The sequence below is a fragment of the Pseudomonas sp. GXZC genome, assembly GCF_026967615.1.
Classification (GTDB): domain Bacteria; phylum Pseudomonadota; class Gammaproteobacteria; order Pseudomonadales; family Pseudomonadaceae; genus Aquipseudomonas; species Aquipseudomonas azotoformans_A.
In genome coordinates this window covers 5,364,122-5,380,491 of record NZ_CP114115.1, presented here as the reverse complement: position 1 = coordinate 5,380,491, position 16,370 = coordinate 5,364,122, and the positions used below count along the sequence as shown (strand labels likewise).

13 protein-coding genes are annotated in these 16,370 nt (G+C 61.7%); 6 read left to right on the top strand and 7 right to left on the bottom strand.

Annotated features, from left to right (window positions below; genetic code table 11):
- Positions 1-61: 61 nt before the first annotated feature.
- From OZ428_RS25245 to rloA, 3 genes are read right to left on the bottom strand one after another with little or no spacing between them, the layout of a single operon-like run.
- A complete protein-coding gene (locus tag OZ428_RS25245; RefSeq protein ID WP_033901220.1) occupies positions 62-1,048 on the bottom strand; it encodes an alpha-L-glutamate ligase-like protein in 987 nt (328 codons plus the stop codon).
- On the bottom strand, positions 1,048-2,583 hold the full coding sequence (gene rloB, locus OZ428_RS25240; protein ID WP_033901219.1) for an osmotic stress tolerance membrane protein RloB: 1,536 nt from the start codon (positions 2,581-2,583) through the stop codon (positions 1,048-1,050). The genes OZ428_RS25245 and rloB overlap by 1 nt, the downstream gene beginning before the upstream one ends.
- 5 nt (positions 2,584-2,588) lie before the next feature.
- Positions 2,589-3,125: a retropepsin-like aspartic peptidase RloA gene (rloA, locus tag OZ428_RS25235; protein ID WP_016979246.1), complete on the bottom strand. Its 537-nt coding sequence runs from the start codon at positions 3,123-3,125 to the stop codon at positions 2,589-2,591.
- 272 nt (positions 3,126-3,397) lie between these two features.
- Between rloA and OZ428_RS25230 the strand changes: the two genes are divergently transcribed.
- The 6 genes from OZ428_RS25230 to prpD all read left to right on the top strand — a co-directional run bounded on the left by OZ428_RS25230 (position 3,398) and on the right by prpD (position 11,730).
- Positions 3,398-4,108, top strand: coding sequence for a GntR family transcriptional regulator (locus OZ428_RS25230; protein ID WP_016979247.1), 711 nt, complete (start codon positions 3,398-3,400; stop codon positions 4,106-4,108).
- Positions 4,108-5,001: a methylisocitrate lyase gene (prpB, locus tag OZ428_RS25225; RefSeq protein ID WP_016979248.1), complete on the top strand. Its 894-nt coding sequence runs from the start codon at positions 4,108-4,110 to the stop codon at positions 4,999-5,001. Before OZ428_RS25230 ends, prpB begins: the two co-directional genes overlap by 1 nt.
- Positions 5,002-5,041: 40 nt before the next feature.
- Entirely contained in the window at positions 5,042-6,169 is a 1,128-nt protein-coding gene (gene prpC, locus OZ428_RS25220) for a bifunctional 2-methylcitrate synthase/citrate synthase (protein ID WP_269131675.1), read from the top strand.
- 207 nt (positions 6,170-6,376) lie between these two features.
- Entirely contained in the window at positions 6,377-8,971 is a 2,595-nt protein-coding gene (acnD, locus tag OZ428_RS25215; RefSeq protein ID WP_177112702.1) for a Fe/S-dependent 2-methylisocitrate dehydratase AcnD, read from the top strand.
- 9 nt (positions 8,972-8,980) lie between these two features.
- Positions 8,981-10,171, top strand: a complete 1,191-nt coding sequence (gene prpF, locus OZ428_RS25210) for a 2-methylaconitate cis-trans isomerase PrpF (RefSeq protein ID WP_269131674.1) — start codon at positions 8,981-8,983, stop codon at positions 10,169-10,171.
- A gap of 74 nt (positions 10,172-10,245) precedes the next feature.
- Complete coding sequence (gene prpD, locus OZ428_RS25205; RefSeq protein ID WP_269131673.1) at positions 10,246-11,730, top strand: 2-methylcitrate dehydratase; 1,485 nt, start codon at positions 10,246-10,248, stop codon at positions 11,728-11,730.
- A 47-nt stretch (positions 11,731-11,777) separates the two neighbouring features.
- Here the strand turns inward: prpD and OZ428_RS25200 are convergent, their stop codons facing one another.
- The 4 genes from OZ428_RS25200 to moeB are packed head-to-tail and all read right to left on the bottom strand — an operon-like array spanning position 11,778 to position 16,331.
- A complete protein-coding gene (locus tag OZ428_RS25200) occupies positions 11,778-12,506 on the bottom strand; it encodes an alanyl-tRNA editing protein (RefSeq protein ID WP_038851169.1) in 729 nt (242 codons plus the stop codon).
- A gap of 2 nt (positions 12,507-12,508) precedes the next feature.
- Positions 12,509-13,501, bottom strand: a complete 993-nt coding sequence (locus tag OZ428_RS25195) for a serine O-acetyltransferase (protein ID WP_033901211.1) — start codon at positions 13,499-13,501, stop codon at positions 12,509-12,511.
- 37 nt (positions 13,502-13,538) lie between these two features.
- Positions 13,539-14,453, bottom strand: a complete 915-nt coding sequence (locus OZ428_RS25190; protein WP_025999978.1) for a PLP-dependent cysteine synthase family protein — start codon at positions 14,451-14,453, stop codon at positions 13,539-13,541.
- A 15-nt stretch (positions 14,454-14,468) separates the two neighbouring features.
- The gene (moeB, locus tag OZ428_RS25185; protein WP_269131670.1) at positions 14,469-16,331 is read right to left on the bottom strand and encodes a molybdopterin-synthase adenylyltransferase MoeB; all 1,863 of its coding nucleotides are present in this window, start codon (positions 16,329-16,331) and stop codon (positions 14,469-14,471) included.
- Between the last annotated feature and the right edge of the window lie 39 nt (positions 16,332-16,370).

Below are 16,370 nucleotides of genomic sequence, written 5' to 3'. Positions count from 1 at the left end.
TAGTCCCCTGTAGGATTTGCTCCTAGAGGGGATGTCGGGGATAGGGCGACGAAAAGTCGCGTTAACCTTCGACGGGCGGAATATGCCCAAACATTTCCTGCACAAACTTCACCCGCTCCTCCGGCGTTTCCGTCACGCCAGCGGCTTTCAGTGCTTCCAGCCGTGCTTCCACCGCATGCGTTCGCAGGGTCAGGCCGCAGTCGTTGGCAATCTGGATATTCAGCCCCGGCCGCGCATTCAACTCAAGAATCAGCGGGCCTTTCTCCTGGTCCAGCACCATGTCCACGCCGATGTAACCCAGCCCGCACAGCTCGTAGCAGCCCGCCGCGAGCTTCATGAAACCGTCCCAATTAGGCAGTTGCACGCCGTCCACCGCGTTGGTGGTGTCAGGGTGCTTGGTGATGATGTTGTTCAGCCAGGTGCCGCGCAAGGTCAGGCCGGTCGCCAGGTCCACGCCCACGCCAATAGCGCCCTGGTGCAGGTTGGCCTTGCCGCCCGACTGGCGCGTCGGCAAGCGCAGCATGGCCATGACCGGATAGCCCATCAACACGATGATGCGAATGTCCGGCACGCCTTCATAGCTGATGCTCTTGAAGATCTGGTCAGGCACCACGCGATATTCGATCAACGCACGGTCGCGGTGGCCGCCCAGTGAGTACAGGCCAGTGAGGATGCTGGAAATCTGATGCTCGATCTCTTCATGGCTGATGATCTTGCCGGACACCGTGCGATAGCGCCCTTCAAAACGGTCCGCCACCACCAGGATGCCATCGCCGCCGGCGCCCTGGGCCGGTTTGATCACGAAGTCGCTGCGCCCGCCGATGATGTCGTCGAGCTTGTCGATTTCCTTCTCGGTGGAAATCACCCCGTACATCTCCGGCACATGAATACCGGCGGCGAGGGCGCGCTCCTTGGTGATGATCTTGTCATCTACGATCGGGTACAGGCTGCGCTTGTTGTACTTGAGCACGTAGTCGGCATTACGCCGGTTGATGCCCATGATCCCCCGCGCTTCCAGGGCTTTCCAGGTCTTCCAGAAGCCGAACATTACTGGTCAGCCTTCTTGAGGAAAGCCTTGAAACGCACCAGTTCGGTCAGGCGATAGCCGCGATAACGACCCATGGCCAGCATGAAGCCCACCAGGATCAGCAGGATCGCCGGGAAGGTGAACACGAAGTAGATCAGCTCCGGCACGCTCATGATGATGTGGGCCAGCGATGCGGCGAACAGCGTACCAATCGCCACTTTCAGCGCATGGTTGGCGCCGCGCTCTTCCCAAGTGATCGACAGGCGTTCGATGGTCATGGTCAAGATCACCATCGGGAACAGCGCCACCGACAACCCACGCTCCAGCCCCAGCTTATGGCTGAACAGGCTGATGGCCGCGATCAGCACCACCACGAAGGTCAGCACCACCGACAGCCTCGGCAGCATCTGCAATTTCAAATGTTCCAGGTACGACCTGAGGGACAGCCCCAGCGCCGTGATAATCGTGAACAGCACAATCCCGAAGCCCAGTTGCGTCTCGCGGAACGCCAGGGCGATCAGCACCGGCGTGAACGTGCCCAGGGTCTGCAGGCCGATCAGGTTGCGCAGGATCAGAATCACCAGTACGCCAATCGGGATCATCACCATGATCATGAACGTCTGCTGGGTTTGCAGCGGTAGGCCGTACAGCGAGTATTCGAGGAAGTTGGCGTCGGTGTTCTCGTCGGTCAGCTTGGCCAGGCGAATCGCGTTCATTTCGCTGTTGTTCAGGCTGAACGTCACCATGGCCTTCTTGCCGCCATCGACGGTGATCAGGTTTTCATCACCGGTCCACCACAGCAGGCGGTCGGTGGGCAAACCTTGTTCGCCGGTTTCCGGGTTGAAGTACAACCAGTCATTGCCGTTGAAACTGCGCAGCCACAGTTCCGGGGTTTGCGGCTGGTCGGCCACCAGGCGGATGGTGTGGACCTTCTCCACCGGCACATGGGCGATGGACAGCAGCAATTCGACGATCTTGGCCTTGTGCGGCGTTGACGGGTCGCCGGCCAGCAACAGTTTCACGTTGTCGTCATTGAGGTTGTTGGTGCGCTTGATGGCTTCGCTGATAAAGGTCTCGACGTCGGCCGAGTGCTGGCGGATCGGCGCCAGCAAGGCTTCAGCGGCGATTTTTTCCGGGCCTTCCACGGCAATGCTGTCGCGGAAGGTGGGGCCCTTGACCTTGACCTTTTCACCGCTGTAACGCTTGGTGAGGACCAGACGGTAATACAGGGTCTGGTTGCCCTTGGCGCGGCGTGCCGACCAGGTCACCTTGCGGTTGCCGTCGGTGCGGTTGACGCTCACGCCGTAGTTGTTCGAGATAAAGCTCTCGTTGAGGCTGACGAAGTCGCGGCTCAGGGGCGGCACGAACATCTGGATCTTCACCGGGTCCTTCGGGTTGGCGACGAACTCGACCTTGGCGTCGATGTTCCACAAGTCGTCGGTGGCGTCCTCGGTGACGGGGATCCCCAGCACGAAGATCTGGTAGGCGGTGACCGAAATACCCAGCACCACCAGGATGGCGATCAGGATTTTCAGGTGCAGGGTCAGAGAGCGCATTCGGTTTACTCGGCGGTATGAGCGTCGGCGGCGCAGGCGGGTTTGCCTGCTGCGTATTTAAGACTGGGGTCGACCAGCGCATCAAAGCGTTTCAGCGCTTCGGAGCCGATCAGCAGCGGGTATTGGAATGCGCTGCGGTCAGTCAAGTTCACTTCGATGCTGCGTAAAGCGGTGCCCATGCAGATATCCAGGGCAATCACCGGACGGGCGGTGTAGTTCTTGTCCTCATCGGGGTCGTAGTCACCGGCGCGGCGTTTGATCTTGCTGACGCGGGCCAGGGGGCGCTCGATGGGATGGGAATGGGCGGTGTCGATGGCAAGGTAGAAGCGCACCCAGGATTCGCCGTTGCGCTTGAAGCGCTTGATATCACGGGCACTGAGGGAGGCGGTCTTGGCACCGGTGTCCAGTTTGGCGGCGACTTCCAGGTCGATACCGGCCAATTGGGCGTATTCGTTGAGGCCGTACACGGTCTTCTCGGCGGCGACGCCAAGGCCCGGTGCGGATAACAGGCAAATCAATAGAAGGAAGGGCTTGAGTCTCATAAATCCCGAGGCGGTGCAGTGCGATGTTCAATTCAAGGCGACTGGCATTACTGCGCAAGCTCCCTCGTGCGCCGTTTCATCTCGCGATGTCAGGCAAAAGTGCCGGGCATTCTAACATGATGCTTTTTTGGCGCCAGCGCTGGCAGGCGGCCATGCCCTGCAAGGGTGCAGCAGCGGTTATTAGACGATTGTCGACAATATGGATTTATTCTTTGACTATCCAGGGCTGATTGGCTAGTTTTTGCGGCATTGCTTTTAAAGGTGTCGACAATATGCTGGATCAGCTGGAATCCCCAGTGGTGGCGCAAGACGATTCCCAGACCATGTCCGAGAACGTCTTCCGGCGTATCCAGGCCGCCATCGTCAAGGGCGAGATCGCCCCCGGCAGCAAGATCTCCGAGCCGGAACTGGCGCGCACCTATGGCATCAGCCGTGGCCCGCTGCGCGAGGCGATCCACCGCCTGGAAGGCCAGCGCCTGCTGGTGCGCGTGCCGCATGTCGGCGCGCGGGTGGTTTCGTTGAGCCATGCCGAGCTGATCGAGCTCTATGAAATCCGTGAGTCCCTCGAAGGCATGGCCTGTCGCCTGGCCGCCGAGCGCATGACCGACGCGGAAATCGAAGAGCTGCGCCAGGTGTTGCACACCCATGAGCGCGACGAAGCCTTCCAGGCCGGCCTCGGCTATTACCAGCAGGAGGGCGACTTCGATTTTCATTACCGGATCATTCAAGGCGCCGGCAACCGCACCCTGACCCAAATGCTCTGCGGCGAGCTGTACCAGCTGGTGCGCATGTACCGCATCCAGTTCTCTGCCACCCCCAATCGTCCACGCCAGGCCTTTGCCGAGCACCACCGCATCCTTGACGCGATTGCCGATCGCGACGGTGAACTGGCCGAACTGTTGATGCGCCGGCATATCGGCGCATCCAAACGCAACATTGCCCGTCACTTCCCCGACGGCACTGCCCAATCACGAGGTGAATGATGAGTTCCAATAACAAGACGACTCCCGGCCAGCGTTTCCGTGACGCGGTCGCCAGCGAGCAGCCTTTGCAGGTGGTCGGTGCGATCAACGCCAATCACGCGCTGCTGGCCAAACGCGCCGGTTTCAAGGCGATCTACCTGTCGGGTGGCGGTGTGGCTGCCGGTTCCCTCGGCGTGCCGGACCTGGGGATTACTGGCCTGGATGACGTGCTGACTGACGTGCGCCGCATCACTGACGTCTGCGACCTGCCGCTGCTGGTGGATGTGGACACCGGTTTCGGCTCCTCGGCGTTCAACGTGGCGCGCACGGTCAAGTCGATGATCAAGTTCGGCGCGGCGGCGATCCATATCGAAGACCAGGTCGGCGCCAAGCGCTGCGGTCACCGTCCGAACAAGGAAATCGTGTCCCAGCAGGAAATGGTCGACCGCATCAAGGCCGCCGTGGATGCGCGCACCGATGACAGCTTCGTGATCATGGCGCGCACCGATGCCCTGGCGGTGGAAGGTCTGGAGTCCGCCCTGGAACGCGCCGCCGCCTGCATCGAAGCCGGCGCCGACATGGTGTTTCCGGAAGCCATCACCGAACTTGAGATGTACAAGCTGTTCGCCTCCCGTGTGAAGGCCCCGATCCTGGCCAACATCACCGAGTTCGGCGCCACGCCGCTGTACACCACCGAACAATTGAAATCGGCCGATGTTTCCATCGTGCTGTACCCGCTCTCGGCCTTCCGCGCCATGAACAAGGCCGCCGAAAACGTCTACACCGCGATCCGTCGCGACGGCACCCAACAGAATGTGATCGACACCATGCAAACCCGCATGGAGCTCTACGATCGCATCGACTACCACACCTTCGAGCAGAAGCTCGACGCGCTGTTCGCAGCCAAGAAGTAAAGAACAGCCTCCCTAATAAATTCAAGATTGGAGAACCGACATGGCTGAAGCAAAAGTACTGAGTGGTGCCGGCCTGCGTGGCCAGGTGGCCGGGCAGACCGCATTGTCCACCGTGGGCCAAGCGGGCGCCGGCCTGACCTATCGCGGCTATGACGTGCGCGAACTGGCCGCCGATGCGCAGTTTGAAGAAGTCGCCTACCTGCTGCTGTACGGCGAATTGCCGACCAAGACCGAACTGGCTGCCTACAGCGCCAAGCTGAGCAAGCTGCGCGACCTGCCGCAAGCGCTGAAAGAAGTGCTGGAACGCATCCCCGCCGACGCTCACCCGATGGACGTGATGCGCACCGGTTGCTCGTTTCTGGGCAATATCGAGCCCGAAAAAGACTTCAGCGTGCAGCGCGACGTCACCGATCGGCTGGTCGCCGCCTTCCCGGCGATCATGTGCTACTGGTATCGCTTCAGCCATGACGGCAAGCGCATCGATTGCGTGACCGATGAACCCTCCATTGGCGGCCACTTCCTGCATTTGCTGCATGGCAAGAAGCCGAGCGAGTTGCACGTCAAGGTCATGAACGTTTCGTTGATCCTCTACGCGGAACACGAATTCAACGCCTCGACCTTCACGGCGCGGGTGTGTGCTTCGACTCTGTCCGACCTGTATTCCTGCGTCACCGCCGCCATCGGCTCCCTGCGTGGCCCGCTGCATGGCGGTGCCAACGAAGCAGCGATGGAAATGATCGAGCGCTTCTCGTCCGCTGAAGAAGCGGTCGAAGGCACCCTCGGCATGCTGGCGCGCAAAGACAAGATCATGGGCTTCGGCCACGCGATCTACAAAGACAGCGACCCGCGTAATGAAGTGATCAAGGGCTGGTCGAAAAAGCTTGCTGACGAAGTAGGAGACACGGTGCTGTTCCCGGTCTCCGAAGCCATCGACAAGACTATGTGGGAGCAGAAGAAACTGTTCCCCAACGCCGACTTCTACCATGCTTCGGCGTACCACTTCATGGGCATCCCGACCAAGCTGTTCACGCCGATCTTCGTGTGCTCGCGTCTGACTGGCTGGGCCGCGCATGTGTTCGAGCAGCGCGCCAACAACCGCATCATCCGTCCAAGCGCCGAATACACCGGCGTAGAACAGCGCAAGTTCGTGCCAATCGAACGTCGCTGAATGGTGTGCACCTGAGGTACCGGTTTTCATGGTTGAAAACGGGTCAATGTGGGAGCCGGGCTTGCCCGCGATGACTGGCTGACATTCAACACAGGTGTCGACAGTTACATCGCTATCGCGGGCAAGCCCAGCTCCCACAGGGACCGTGTTCATCCAGACCGATGCCGCAGGTTCGTGCCGCCTAACTACCGTGACCGAGTCCTGACGATGAACACTGAATTTCGCAAACCGCTCCCCGGCAGCCGCCTGGATTACTTCGACGCCCGCGCGGCCGTTGAAGCAATCACCCCCGGCGCCTACGCCACCTTGCCTTACACCTCCCGCGTGCTCGCGGAAAACCTGGTGCGTCGCTGCGACCCGGCCACCCTCAACGCGTCCCTCAGCCAGTTGATCGAGCGCAAGCGCGACCTCGACTTCCCGTGGTTCCCGGCGCGTGTGGTGTGCCATGACATTCTCGGCCAGACCGCGCTGGTCGACCTCGCCGGCCTGCGTGATGCCATCGCCCAACAAGGCGGCGACCCGGCCCAGGTCAACCCGGTGGTGCCGACCCAACTGATCGTCGACCACTCCCTGGCCGTCGAAGCCGGTGGCTTCGACCCGGACGCGTTTGAGAAAAACCGTGCCATCGAAGACCGTCGTAACGAAGACCGTTTCCACTTTATCGAGTGGACCAAAAAGGCGTTCAAGAACGTCGACGTGATCCCGCCGGGCAACGGCATCATGCACCAGATCAACCTGGAGAAAATGTCCCCGGTGATCCAGGTGCGTGACGGTGTGGCGTTCCCGGACACCTGCGTCGGCACTGACAGCCACACTCCGCACGTGGACGCCCTCGGCGTGATCGCCATTGGCGTCGGCGGCCTGGAAGCCGAGAGCGTAATGCTCGGCCGCGCCTCCTGGATGCGCCTGCCGGAAAGCGTCGGCGTGGAACTCACCGGCAAGCTGCTGCCAGGTATTACTGCCACCGACATGGTGCTGGCGCTGACTGAGTTCCTGCGTAAACAGAAAGTGGTCGGCGCTTGGCTGGAGTTCTTCGGCGAAGGCGCTTCGGCACTGACCCTCGGCGACCGCGCGACCATCTCCAACATGGCCCCGGAATACGGCGCCACGGCGGCGATGTTCTATATCGACCAGCAAACTATCGCTTACCTGAAACTCACCGGCCGTGAAGACGAACAAGTCACCTTGGTTGAGCAATACGCCCGCCACACCGGCCTGTGGGCAGATGACCTCAAAGGCGCGCGATACGAGCGCGGCCTCACCTTCGACCTGTCCAGCGTCGTGCGCAACATGGCCGGCCCGAGCAACCCGCATGCCCGTGTTGCCACCAGCGACCTGGCGTCCAAGGGCATCTCCGGCCAGTGGGACGAAGTGCCGGGGCAAATGCCCGACGGCGCGGTAATCATCGCAGCCATCACCAGTTGCACCAACACCAGTAACCCACGCAACGTGATTGCCGCAGGCCTGCTGGCGCGCAATGCCAACAAACTGGGGCTGACGCGTAAACCTTGGGTCAAATCCTCCCTGGCGCCCGGCTCGAAAACCGTGGCCATGTACCTGGAGGAAGCGGGCCTGGGCCATGAGCTGGAAAAACTCGGCTTTGGCGTGGTGGCGTTTGCCTGCACCACTTGCAACGGCATGTCCGGCGCGCTCGACCCGGTGATCCAGCAGGAAATCATCGACCGCGACCTGTACGCCACCGCCGTGCTGTCGGGCAACCGCAACTTCGACGGGCGTATCCACCCGTACGCCAAGCAAGCGTTTCTGGCGTCGCCGCCGCTGGTAGTGGCCTACGCGATTGCCGGCACCATCCGTTTCGACATCGAAAAAGACGTGCTTGGCCTGGACGCCAACGGCAAGGAGATCCGCCTGCAGGACATCTGGCCGAGCGACGAAGAGATCGACGCGGTGGTCAAGGCCTCGGTCAAGCCGGAGCAGTTCCGCGCGGTGTATATCCCGATGTTCGCCATCCACGAAGACACCGGCCCGAAAGTCGCACCGCTGTACGACTGGCGCCCGCAAAGCACCTATATCCGCCGTCCGCCGTACTGGGAAGGCGCGCTGGCCGGGGCGCGACCGCTCAAGGGCATGCGCCCGCTGGCGGTGCTGCCGGACAACATCACCACCGACCACCTGTCGCCGTCCAACGCGATCATGCTCGACAGCGCCGCCGGCGAATACCTGGCGAAAATGGGCCTACCGGAGGTCGACTTCAACTCCTACGCGACTCACCGTGGCGACCACTTGACGGCGCAGCGCGCGACCTTTGCCAACCCGAAACTGTTCAACGAAATGGTGGTTGAAAACGGTAAGGTCAAGCAGGGTTCCCTGGCGCGGATCGAGCCGGAAGGCCAGGTCACGCGGATGTGGGAAGCCATCGAGACCTACATGGAACGCAAGCAGCCGCTGATCATCATTGCCGGCGCCGACTACGGCCAAGGCTCGTCCCGCGACTGGGCGGCCAAGGGCGTGCGCCTGGCCGGGGTGGAGGCGATTGCCGCCGAAGGGTTCGAGCGCATCCACCGCACCAACCTGGTGGGCATGGGCGTGTTGCCCCTGGAGTTCCTGCCGGGCACCGACCGCAACACCCTGAAGATCGACGGCAGCGAAACCTATGACGTGGTCGGTGCACGCACCCCGCGTGCGCAATTGACGCTGGTGATCAACCGCAAGAATGGCGAACGTGTCGAAGTGCCGGTGACCTGCCGCCTGGACACCGCCGAAGAAGTGTCGATCTACGAGGCGGGCGGCGTGTTGCAACGTTTTGCCCAGGACTTCCTGGAATCGGCGGCGACGGCCTGAGGGGGCACCATGGCACACGTAGCGCAAATCAAGATCCCCGCCACCTACATGCGTGGTGGCACCAGCAAAGGCGTGTTTTTCAGCCTCAAGGACCTGCCCCAGTCGGCGCAGGTGCCGGGCGCCGCGCGCGACGCCTTGCTGTTACGGGTGATCGGCAGCCCCGACCCCTACGACAAACAAATCGATGGCATGGGTGGCGCCACCTCCAGCACGAGCAAGACGGTGATCCTGGCCAAAAGTACCCGCGCCGAGCATGACGTGGACTACCTGTTTGGCCAGGTTTCCATCGACAAGCCGTTCGTGGATTGGAGTGGCAACTGCGGCAACCTGTCGGCGGCGGTCGGTTCCTTTGCCATCAGCGCCGGCCTGATCGACCCGGCCCGCGTCCCGCACAACGGCGTGGCCGTGGTGCGCGTGTGGCAGGCCAATATCGGCAAAACCATCATCGCTCATGTGCCGATCACCGACGGTGCGGTGCAGGAAACCGGTAATTTCGAACTGGACGGCGTGACCTTCCCGGCCGCCGAAGTGCAGTTGGAATTCATGGACCCGGCGGCGGAAGAAGAGGGCGGCGGTGGTTCGATGTTCCCCACCGGCAACCTGGTCGACGACCTGGAAGTGCCCGGCGTCGGCACTTTCAAGGCCACGCTGATCAACGCCGGCATCCCGACCATCTTCATCAACGCCGAAGACCTCGGCTACACCGGCACCGAACTGCAAGGCGCGATCAACAGCGACCCCAAGGCCCTGGCCATGTTTGAAACCGTACGGGCCTATGGCGCGTTGCGCATGGGCCTGATCAAGCACCTGGACGAAGCCGCCCAGCGCCAGCACACGCCGAAGGTGGCGTTTGTGGCCAAGCCTTTGGACTACGTGGCGTCGAGTGGCAAGGCGATCAAGGCCGGTGATGTGGACCTGCTGGTGCGCGCACTGTCCATGGGCAAGTTGCACCACGCGATGATGGGCACCGCCGCGGTGGCGATCGGCACGGCGGCGGCGATTTCCGGGACCTTGGTCAACCTGGCGGCGGGTGGCGTGGAGCGCAATGCGGTGCGGTTCGGTCATCCGTCCGGCACCTTGCGCGTCGGCGCTGAAGCCAGCCAGGTCGACGGCGAATGGGTGGTGAAAAAAGCCATCATGAGCCGCAGTGCACGGGTGCTGATGGAGGGTTTCGTGCGCGTGCCAGGTGATTCCTTTTAAAGGCAGACAGTCAAGATCTGCCCCCGACAACCGTGAGCCCGAGGACTGACCCAACCCCTTTTTGGAGTACTGCCATGAGCGCCAACGTCGACCAGAACAACCGCCCGGACTACGATCAGGTCCTGCAGGACATTGCTGATTATGTCCTCAACTACCGGATCGACTCCCGGGATGCGTTGGACACCGCCCGCAACTGCCTGATGGACACCTTGGGCTGTGGCCTGCTGGCCCTGCGCTTTCCCGAGTGCACCAAGCACCTGGGGCCGATTGTCGAGGGCACGGTGGTGCCGTTTGGCGCGCGGGTGCCGGGCACGTCGTTTCGTTTGGATCCGGTCAAGGCCGCGTGGGACATCGGTTGCATCGTGCGTTGGCTTGACTACAACGACACCTGGCTTGCTGCCGAATGGGGCCACCCCTCGGACAACCTCGGCGGCATCCTCGCCGTGGCTGATCACCTGTCGCAGAAGCGCGTGGCCAATGGCGATGCGCCGTTAACCGTGCGCGCGGTGTTGGAAGCCATGATCATGGCCCACGAAATCCAGGGCGTGATCGCCTTGGAAAACTCCTTCAACCGGGTAGGGCTCGACCATGTGCTGCTGGTCAAAGTCGCCTCCACGGCGGTCACCGCCAAGCTGATGGGTGCCAACCGTGAGCAGTTGCTGGCGGCGCTGTCCCATGCGTTTGTCGATGGGCAGGCGTTGCGCACTTACCGGCATGCACCGAATGCCGGTTCGCGCAAATCCTGGGCGGCGGGGGATGCATCGAGTCGGGGCGTGCGCCTGGCGGACATCGCCTTGCGTGGCGAGATGGGCATTCCGGGTGTCTTGAGTGCGCCGCAGTGGGGTTTCTACGATGTGCTGTTCAGCCACACCAACAAGGACCTGGCGCTCAAGCCGGAGGACAAGCGCGCGTTCAGCCTGTCCCAGCCCTACGGCACCTATGTGATGGAAAACGTACTGTTCAAGATCAGCTTCCCGGCCGAGTTCCATGCGCAAACGGCCTGTGAAGCCGCGGTGACCTTGCATCCGTTGGTGAAAGACCGCCTGCAGGAAATCGAGCGCATCGTGATCACTACCCATGAGTCAGCGATTCGTATCATTTCCAAAGTCGGCCAATTGGCCAACGCCGCCGACCGCGACCATTGCCTGCAATACATGACCGCCGTGCCGTTGGCATTCGGCAATCTGGTGGCCGAGCAGTACGAAGATGAATTCCACGCCGCCCACCCGATCATCGATCAGTTGCGCGACAAAATGGTCATCGTCGAAGACCCACGCTACAGCCGCGAATACCTGGAGGCCGACAAACGCTCCATCGCCAATGCGGTGCAGGTGTTCTTCAAGGATGGCAGCAGTACCGAGCAGGTGGCGGTGGAGTACCCGATTGGCCATCGTCGGCGCCGTGTGGAGGGCATTCCGTTGCTGGAAGACAAGTTCAAGGCCAACCTGGCCACACGGTTTACCGGACAGCGCAGTGCCGAGATTTTTGCGCTGTGCAAGGATCAGGCACGGCTTGAGGCCACACCGGTCAACCGGTTTGTGGACCTGTTCGTGATCTAGCAGACGACGCGGTCAATGTGGGAGCTGGCTCCCACATTGGATCGCCTTCACTCAAATCGCAGGATCACCCGGCGGTTGTGCTTGCTCTTCTTCTCGATCTTCTCGCAAAACACCCGACCGATTTCTTCGGTGTTGATCACATGGGTGCCCCCACACGGCTGGATATCGATCCCGGCGATTTCAATCACCCTGACCGAGCCTTGAATCACGGGTGGCGCCACGGCCTGTGTGCGGGTGATCTGCAACAACGTTGCATACTCCGTAGCCGGCATCGACAGGGTTTTCACCGGGTGAGCCTGTTCGATCAGCGCATTGAGGTCGCGGGTGATGCTGTCTTTGTCGAGGGTCATTTCGGGCAGGTCGAAATCCAGCCGGCCCTTGTCCGCACTGATGCTGCATCCGGTGACCGGCGCATCGATGATCGAACACAGCAGGTGCAGGCAGGTGTGCATTTTCATGTGCTGGTAGCGCCGCTCCCAGTCGAGGCCTGCATCCACCTGTACCCCGGCCGTCAGCTGCGCGGGGCAGTGTTCCACCTGATGCCAGATGATCGAGCGAAGCACCGGGTCGCGCACCGTGCCGGTCACGTCGACCCGCGTACCGTCCGCGAGTGTGAGGTGCCCCGTGTCGCCTGGCTGGCCGCCGCCCGTGGGGTAGAACAAGGTGTGCTCCAGGGCGATGCCGTGTTCGCTGACGGCAATCACCCGGGCGCTGAAGGCGTTTTGGTAGGGCGCGCTGTCGAACAGCGCCAGGGTTTCCATGGTGTGCACGGACATGTTCAACCTCCGACGATCAGTGGGCTGGCTTGCAGCAGGGAGCGCACCATTGCACTCAAGCCAGGGGGCGAGAGCAGGGTGATTTCAAATTCCGGGCCGCAGACTTTCAGGTTAAGCGGCAAGCGTGGCAAATGGCTGCCCGACTCGACGCGATGCAAGCGAAATTGCAGGTGGTGGCGCTCCTTGACCGTGGGCTCCAGCATCAGCCCTGGCAAGGGATGGAAATCGGCGTCCAGCACGGTCACTTTATGGCTGGCGTTGATCTCGCCCACCACGTGCAATCGCTCATCCAGGGCAAAGGCACCGAGGTAGTTGCTGTGGTCCGATTCATCGTTTTTTTGCAGCTGGATCTGGTTCACCACCTTGACCTTGGTGCCGGCGGGAACGTCCTGGGTGATGACGCAGGACGGGCTGATAAACACGTTATCGCCAATCAGCACATAGCCCAGCACGCGGGCCCCGGACCCGACCTCGACGTTATTGCCCAGGCGTGGATGGCGCTTGCCATCGGGGTTGTTGGCGATGCCACGGGCGCCCAAGGTCACGCCGCAGAGGATGTAGCAGTCGTTGCCGATTTCGCAGGTTTCGCCGATCACCGTGCCGTAGCCGTGGTCCAGCACGAAGCGTCGGCCGATGCGTGCAGCGGGGTGAATCTCTGCACCGGAAAGCACCTTGCCCTGGTTGCTCAGCTTGAGGGCAATGCGCGAAAACACGCCGTTGGTCTGGTCCGGGAAATGCCATACCAGGTGCGCCAGGCGGTAATACAGCACCGCCTTGAACGAAGCGTAGGATTCCAGGATCAACTCGCCGCGCCCACGTGAGGCCGGATCACGGTAGGCGTAGGCGATCAGGTCCTCGGCCACCGCCTGCGCCGCATTCTGGATCAGCGTGGCCAGGTGCGGTTCCAGCTGTTTCAGCTGGGCGGGCGTGAGGGTCTTGATGAGGTGGGTGAGCAACTCATCGTGCAACTGTTGCATGTCGATAAAACCGCCCATGGAGGCACCCCCGTATTCTGGTTGGCTGGAAACCCGTTTATTCGAAACTGGGCAGGTAGCTGTCGGCATTGTCGTAGACCATGGTCAGCACCACCGTTTCGGGCGGCAATTCGGGGGCGAGCTTGGCGATGGCTACCATGTTGGCGGCGGACGACAGGCCCAGGCTGATAGCGTCGGTGCGCATGATGCGTTTCATCATGTCAATGCAGTCCTGGCGCGAGACCTTGAGCATGCCGTCGATCACGTCCAGGTTGAGAATGCTCGGGATCAGGCCGATCGACAGGCCCTGGATGTGATGCGGTGCGTGCTGGTTTTTTAGCAGGTCGCATTCTTCCGGTTCCACGCCCATGACGCGCAGCTGCGGCCAAGCGGCTTTGAGGGTTTCACCGATGCCGGTGATATGCCCTCCGGTGCCGATGCCGCTGACAAAGTAGTCGGCGCGCAGCTCGCCGAAGGCACGCAGGATTTCTGGCGCGGTGGTGTCGCGATGAGTCTGTGGGTTGGCGCCGTTGCGCTGCTGGTTGAGCATCACGTAGCTGGGATTTTCCAACTGCAGTTCCATGCACTTTTCGCCGTGGGAATTGTTGCCCAGGCGGCTGTCCGACAGCACCACCTTGGCCCCATATAAACGCAGCAGCTTCTGTTTTTCGGGGCTGTAGTTGTCGGGGATCACCAGCACCACTTTGTAGCCCAGCACATTGCCGGCCATCACCAGGCCGATGCCGGTGTTGCCGCCGCTGGGTTCGATGATGGTTTGTCCGGAATCACGGATCAGCACGCCCCGGCGCTCGGCGTCGAGGATCATGCCCAGGGCGATGCGTGCCTTGTGGCTGCCGCCGGGGTTGAGGGATTCGAGCTTGGCGTAGACCTCGATACCGAGGTCTTCGGAAAACTGCGCCAGGCGCACGATCGGCGTTTGGCCGATCACGTCGAGAATGGAGTTATGCAACATCATTCGGCCCCCCGCTCAATACAACGGCATATCGGGTTCGACGTCGCGAACCCAATGCTTCATGCCACCCTGCAGGACTTTGGTGTTGGCGAAACCGGCGGCCAGCAAGGTACTGGCGGCTTGCTCCGCGCGGGTGCCGGCGTAGCAGATCAGGTAGTGGGTGTTGTCCCGGCTGAGGCGGTCGAGGTGGCCGTCCAGTTCGGCCAGGGGGATATGCACCACGCCCGGCAATTTGCACACTTCCAGTTCGCTGGCGTCGCGCACATCCAGCAAAACGTCTGCGCTGCTGGGGTGTTCGAGTACTTGCTTGAGTACTTGCGGCTTGATGTAGCGCTCTTCGGCCAGCGAGGGCTGGCTGGGCACGGCATCCGCGCAAACTGCGGGGGCCAGGGTTTCACTGTGCCGCGCTTCGGAGCAGCACGGGCAGTCGGCGCGGCGCTTGAAGCGGATTTCGCTGAACTTCATCGCCAACGCGTCGAAGCGCATCAAGCGGCCGGACAAGGGTTCACCAATGCCGATCAATAGTTTGATCGACTCGGTGGCCTGGATCATCCCGACCACACCGGGCAGCACGCCGATCACGCCACCGGCGCTGCAATTGGGCGCCAGTTCTGCGGGCGGCGCGCTGGGGAACAGGCAGCGGTAGCACGGCCCGCCTTTATAGTTGAGCACGCTGATCTGCCCGTCGAAGCGGTAGATCGCGCCGTACACCAAGGGCTTGCCCAGTTGCACGCAAGCGTCGTTGACCAGGTAGCGAGTGTCGAAATTGTCGGTGCCGTCGATCACCAGGTCGTAGGCGCCCACCAGTTCCAGGGCGTTGTCGGCATTCAGCGCTGTGTCGTGGGCGTTGATCTGGATATGGCGGTTGAGGTCTTGCAGGCGCTGCTTGGCAGATTCGACTTTGGGCATGCCCAACGTACTGTTGCCGTGGACGATCTGGCGTTGCAGGTTGCTGCTTTCGACCACATCGAAGTCCACCAGCCCCAGGGTGCCGACCCCGGCAGCCGCCAGGTACAGGCTGATCGGCGAACCCAGGCCACCCGTGCCGATGATCAGCACCTTGGCTTTCTTGAGGTTCAACTGACCTTCGCGACCCACGCCGGGCAGGGTGATGTGGCGCACGTAGCGTTGTACTTCTTCGTTGCTCAGCGCGTCGACGTCCATGCCGCCGGACGTGGCCAGCAGCACCTCGATTCTGGCTTTCTCGGGCAGTGGGTCATCCGCGCCAACCAGCTCTTCCTCGGCGGTAAACAGGAAGTGCTCCTTGAGCTGGTTGTTCTTCTCGTGAAACAGGTGCGGGCGTAACTGGGGGTGACTGTTGCAGAGGTTTTCAATGACTTCGCGCAATGTCGATCCGGTGCCCTCGAGGGTCGATTCCGGCAGCTTGGCCACGCGAACCAGAATGTCGGGGAAAGAGACAGCGTTCATGGACAACTCCGTGTGCAGGTCGTTGAAGGATTGAAGGGCGAAATGCTTGCCATCCCAGGCAAACAGCTTGGAGCCCAGGGCCTGGCCCTGGCGAACGTCGACCACCAGATAGCTGACGGGGTAGATCGGCTCGCCCATGAACAGCGCCTTGTCCTGGTCTTCATCGCTGAAATAGGCACCCACGTCGGGGTGAGAGTGGTAGATCACCACCACCGGGTTGTCGCTGCGAAACGCCTTGTTCATCAGCAGGGTGTCGGCCACCGAGAAGGTGTAGCCGTTGGCCGCGCTGCGCGGGTACATCTCGGGGTTCTTGTGGTGCAGTTCATTCTGGATATTGCTGCCCAGGTACACGCTGCCGTCGGCGAAGACAAAACCGCAGCATTCCTCGGGGTAGCTGCGGCTGGCGTGGGCGTAGATCTGTTCCAGGGCTGTGGGGCGGAGGACGTCCATGTTTCTCTCGCGTGGCTGAAGTTGATGGGGCAGGGCAAG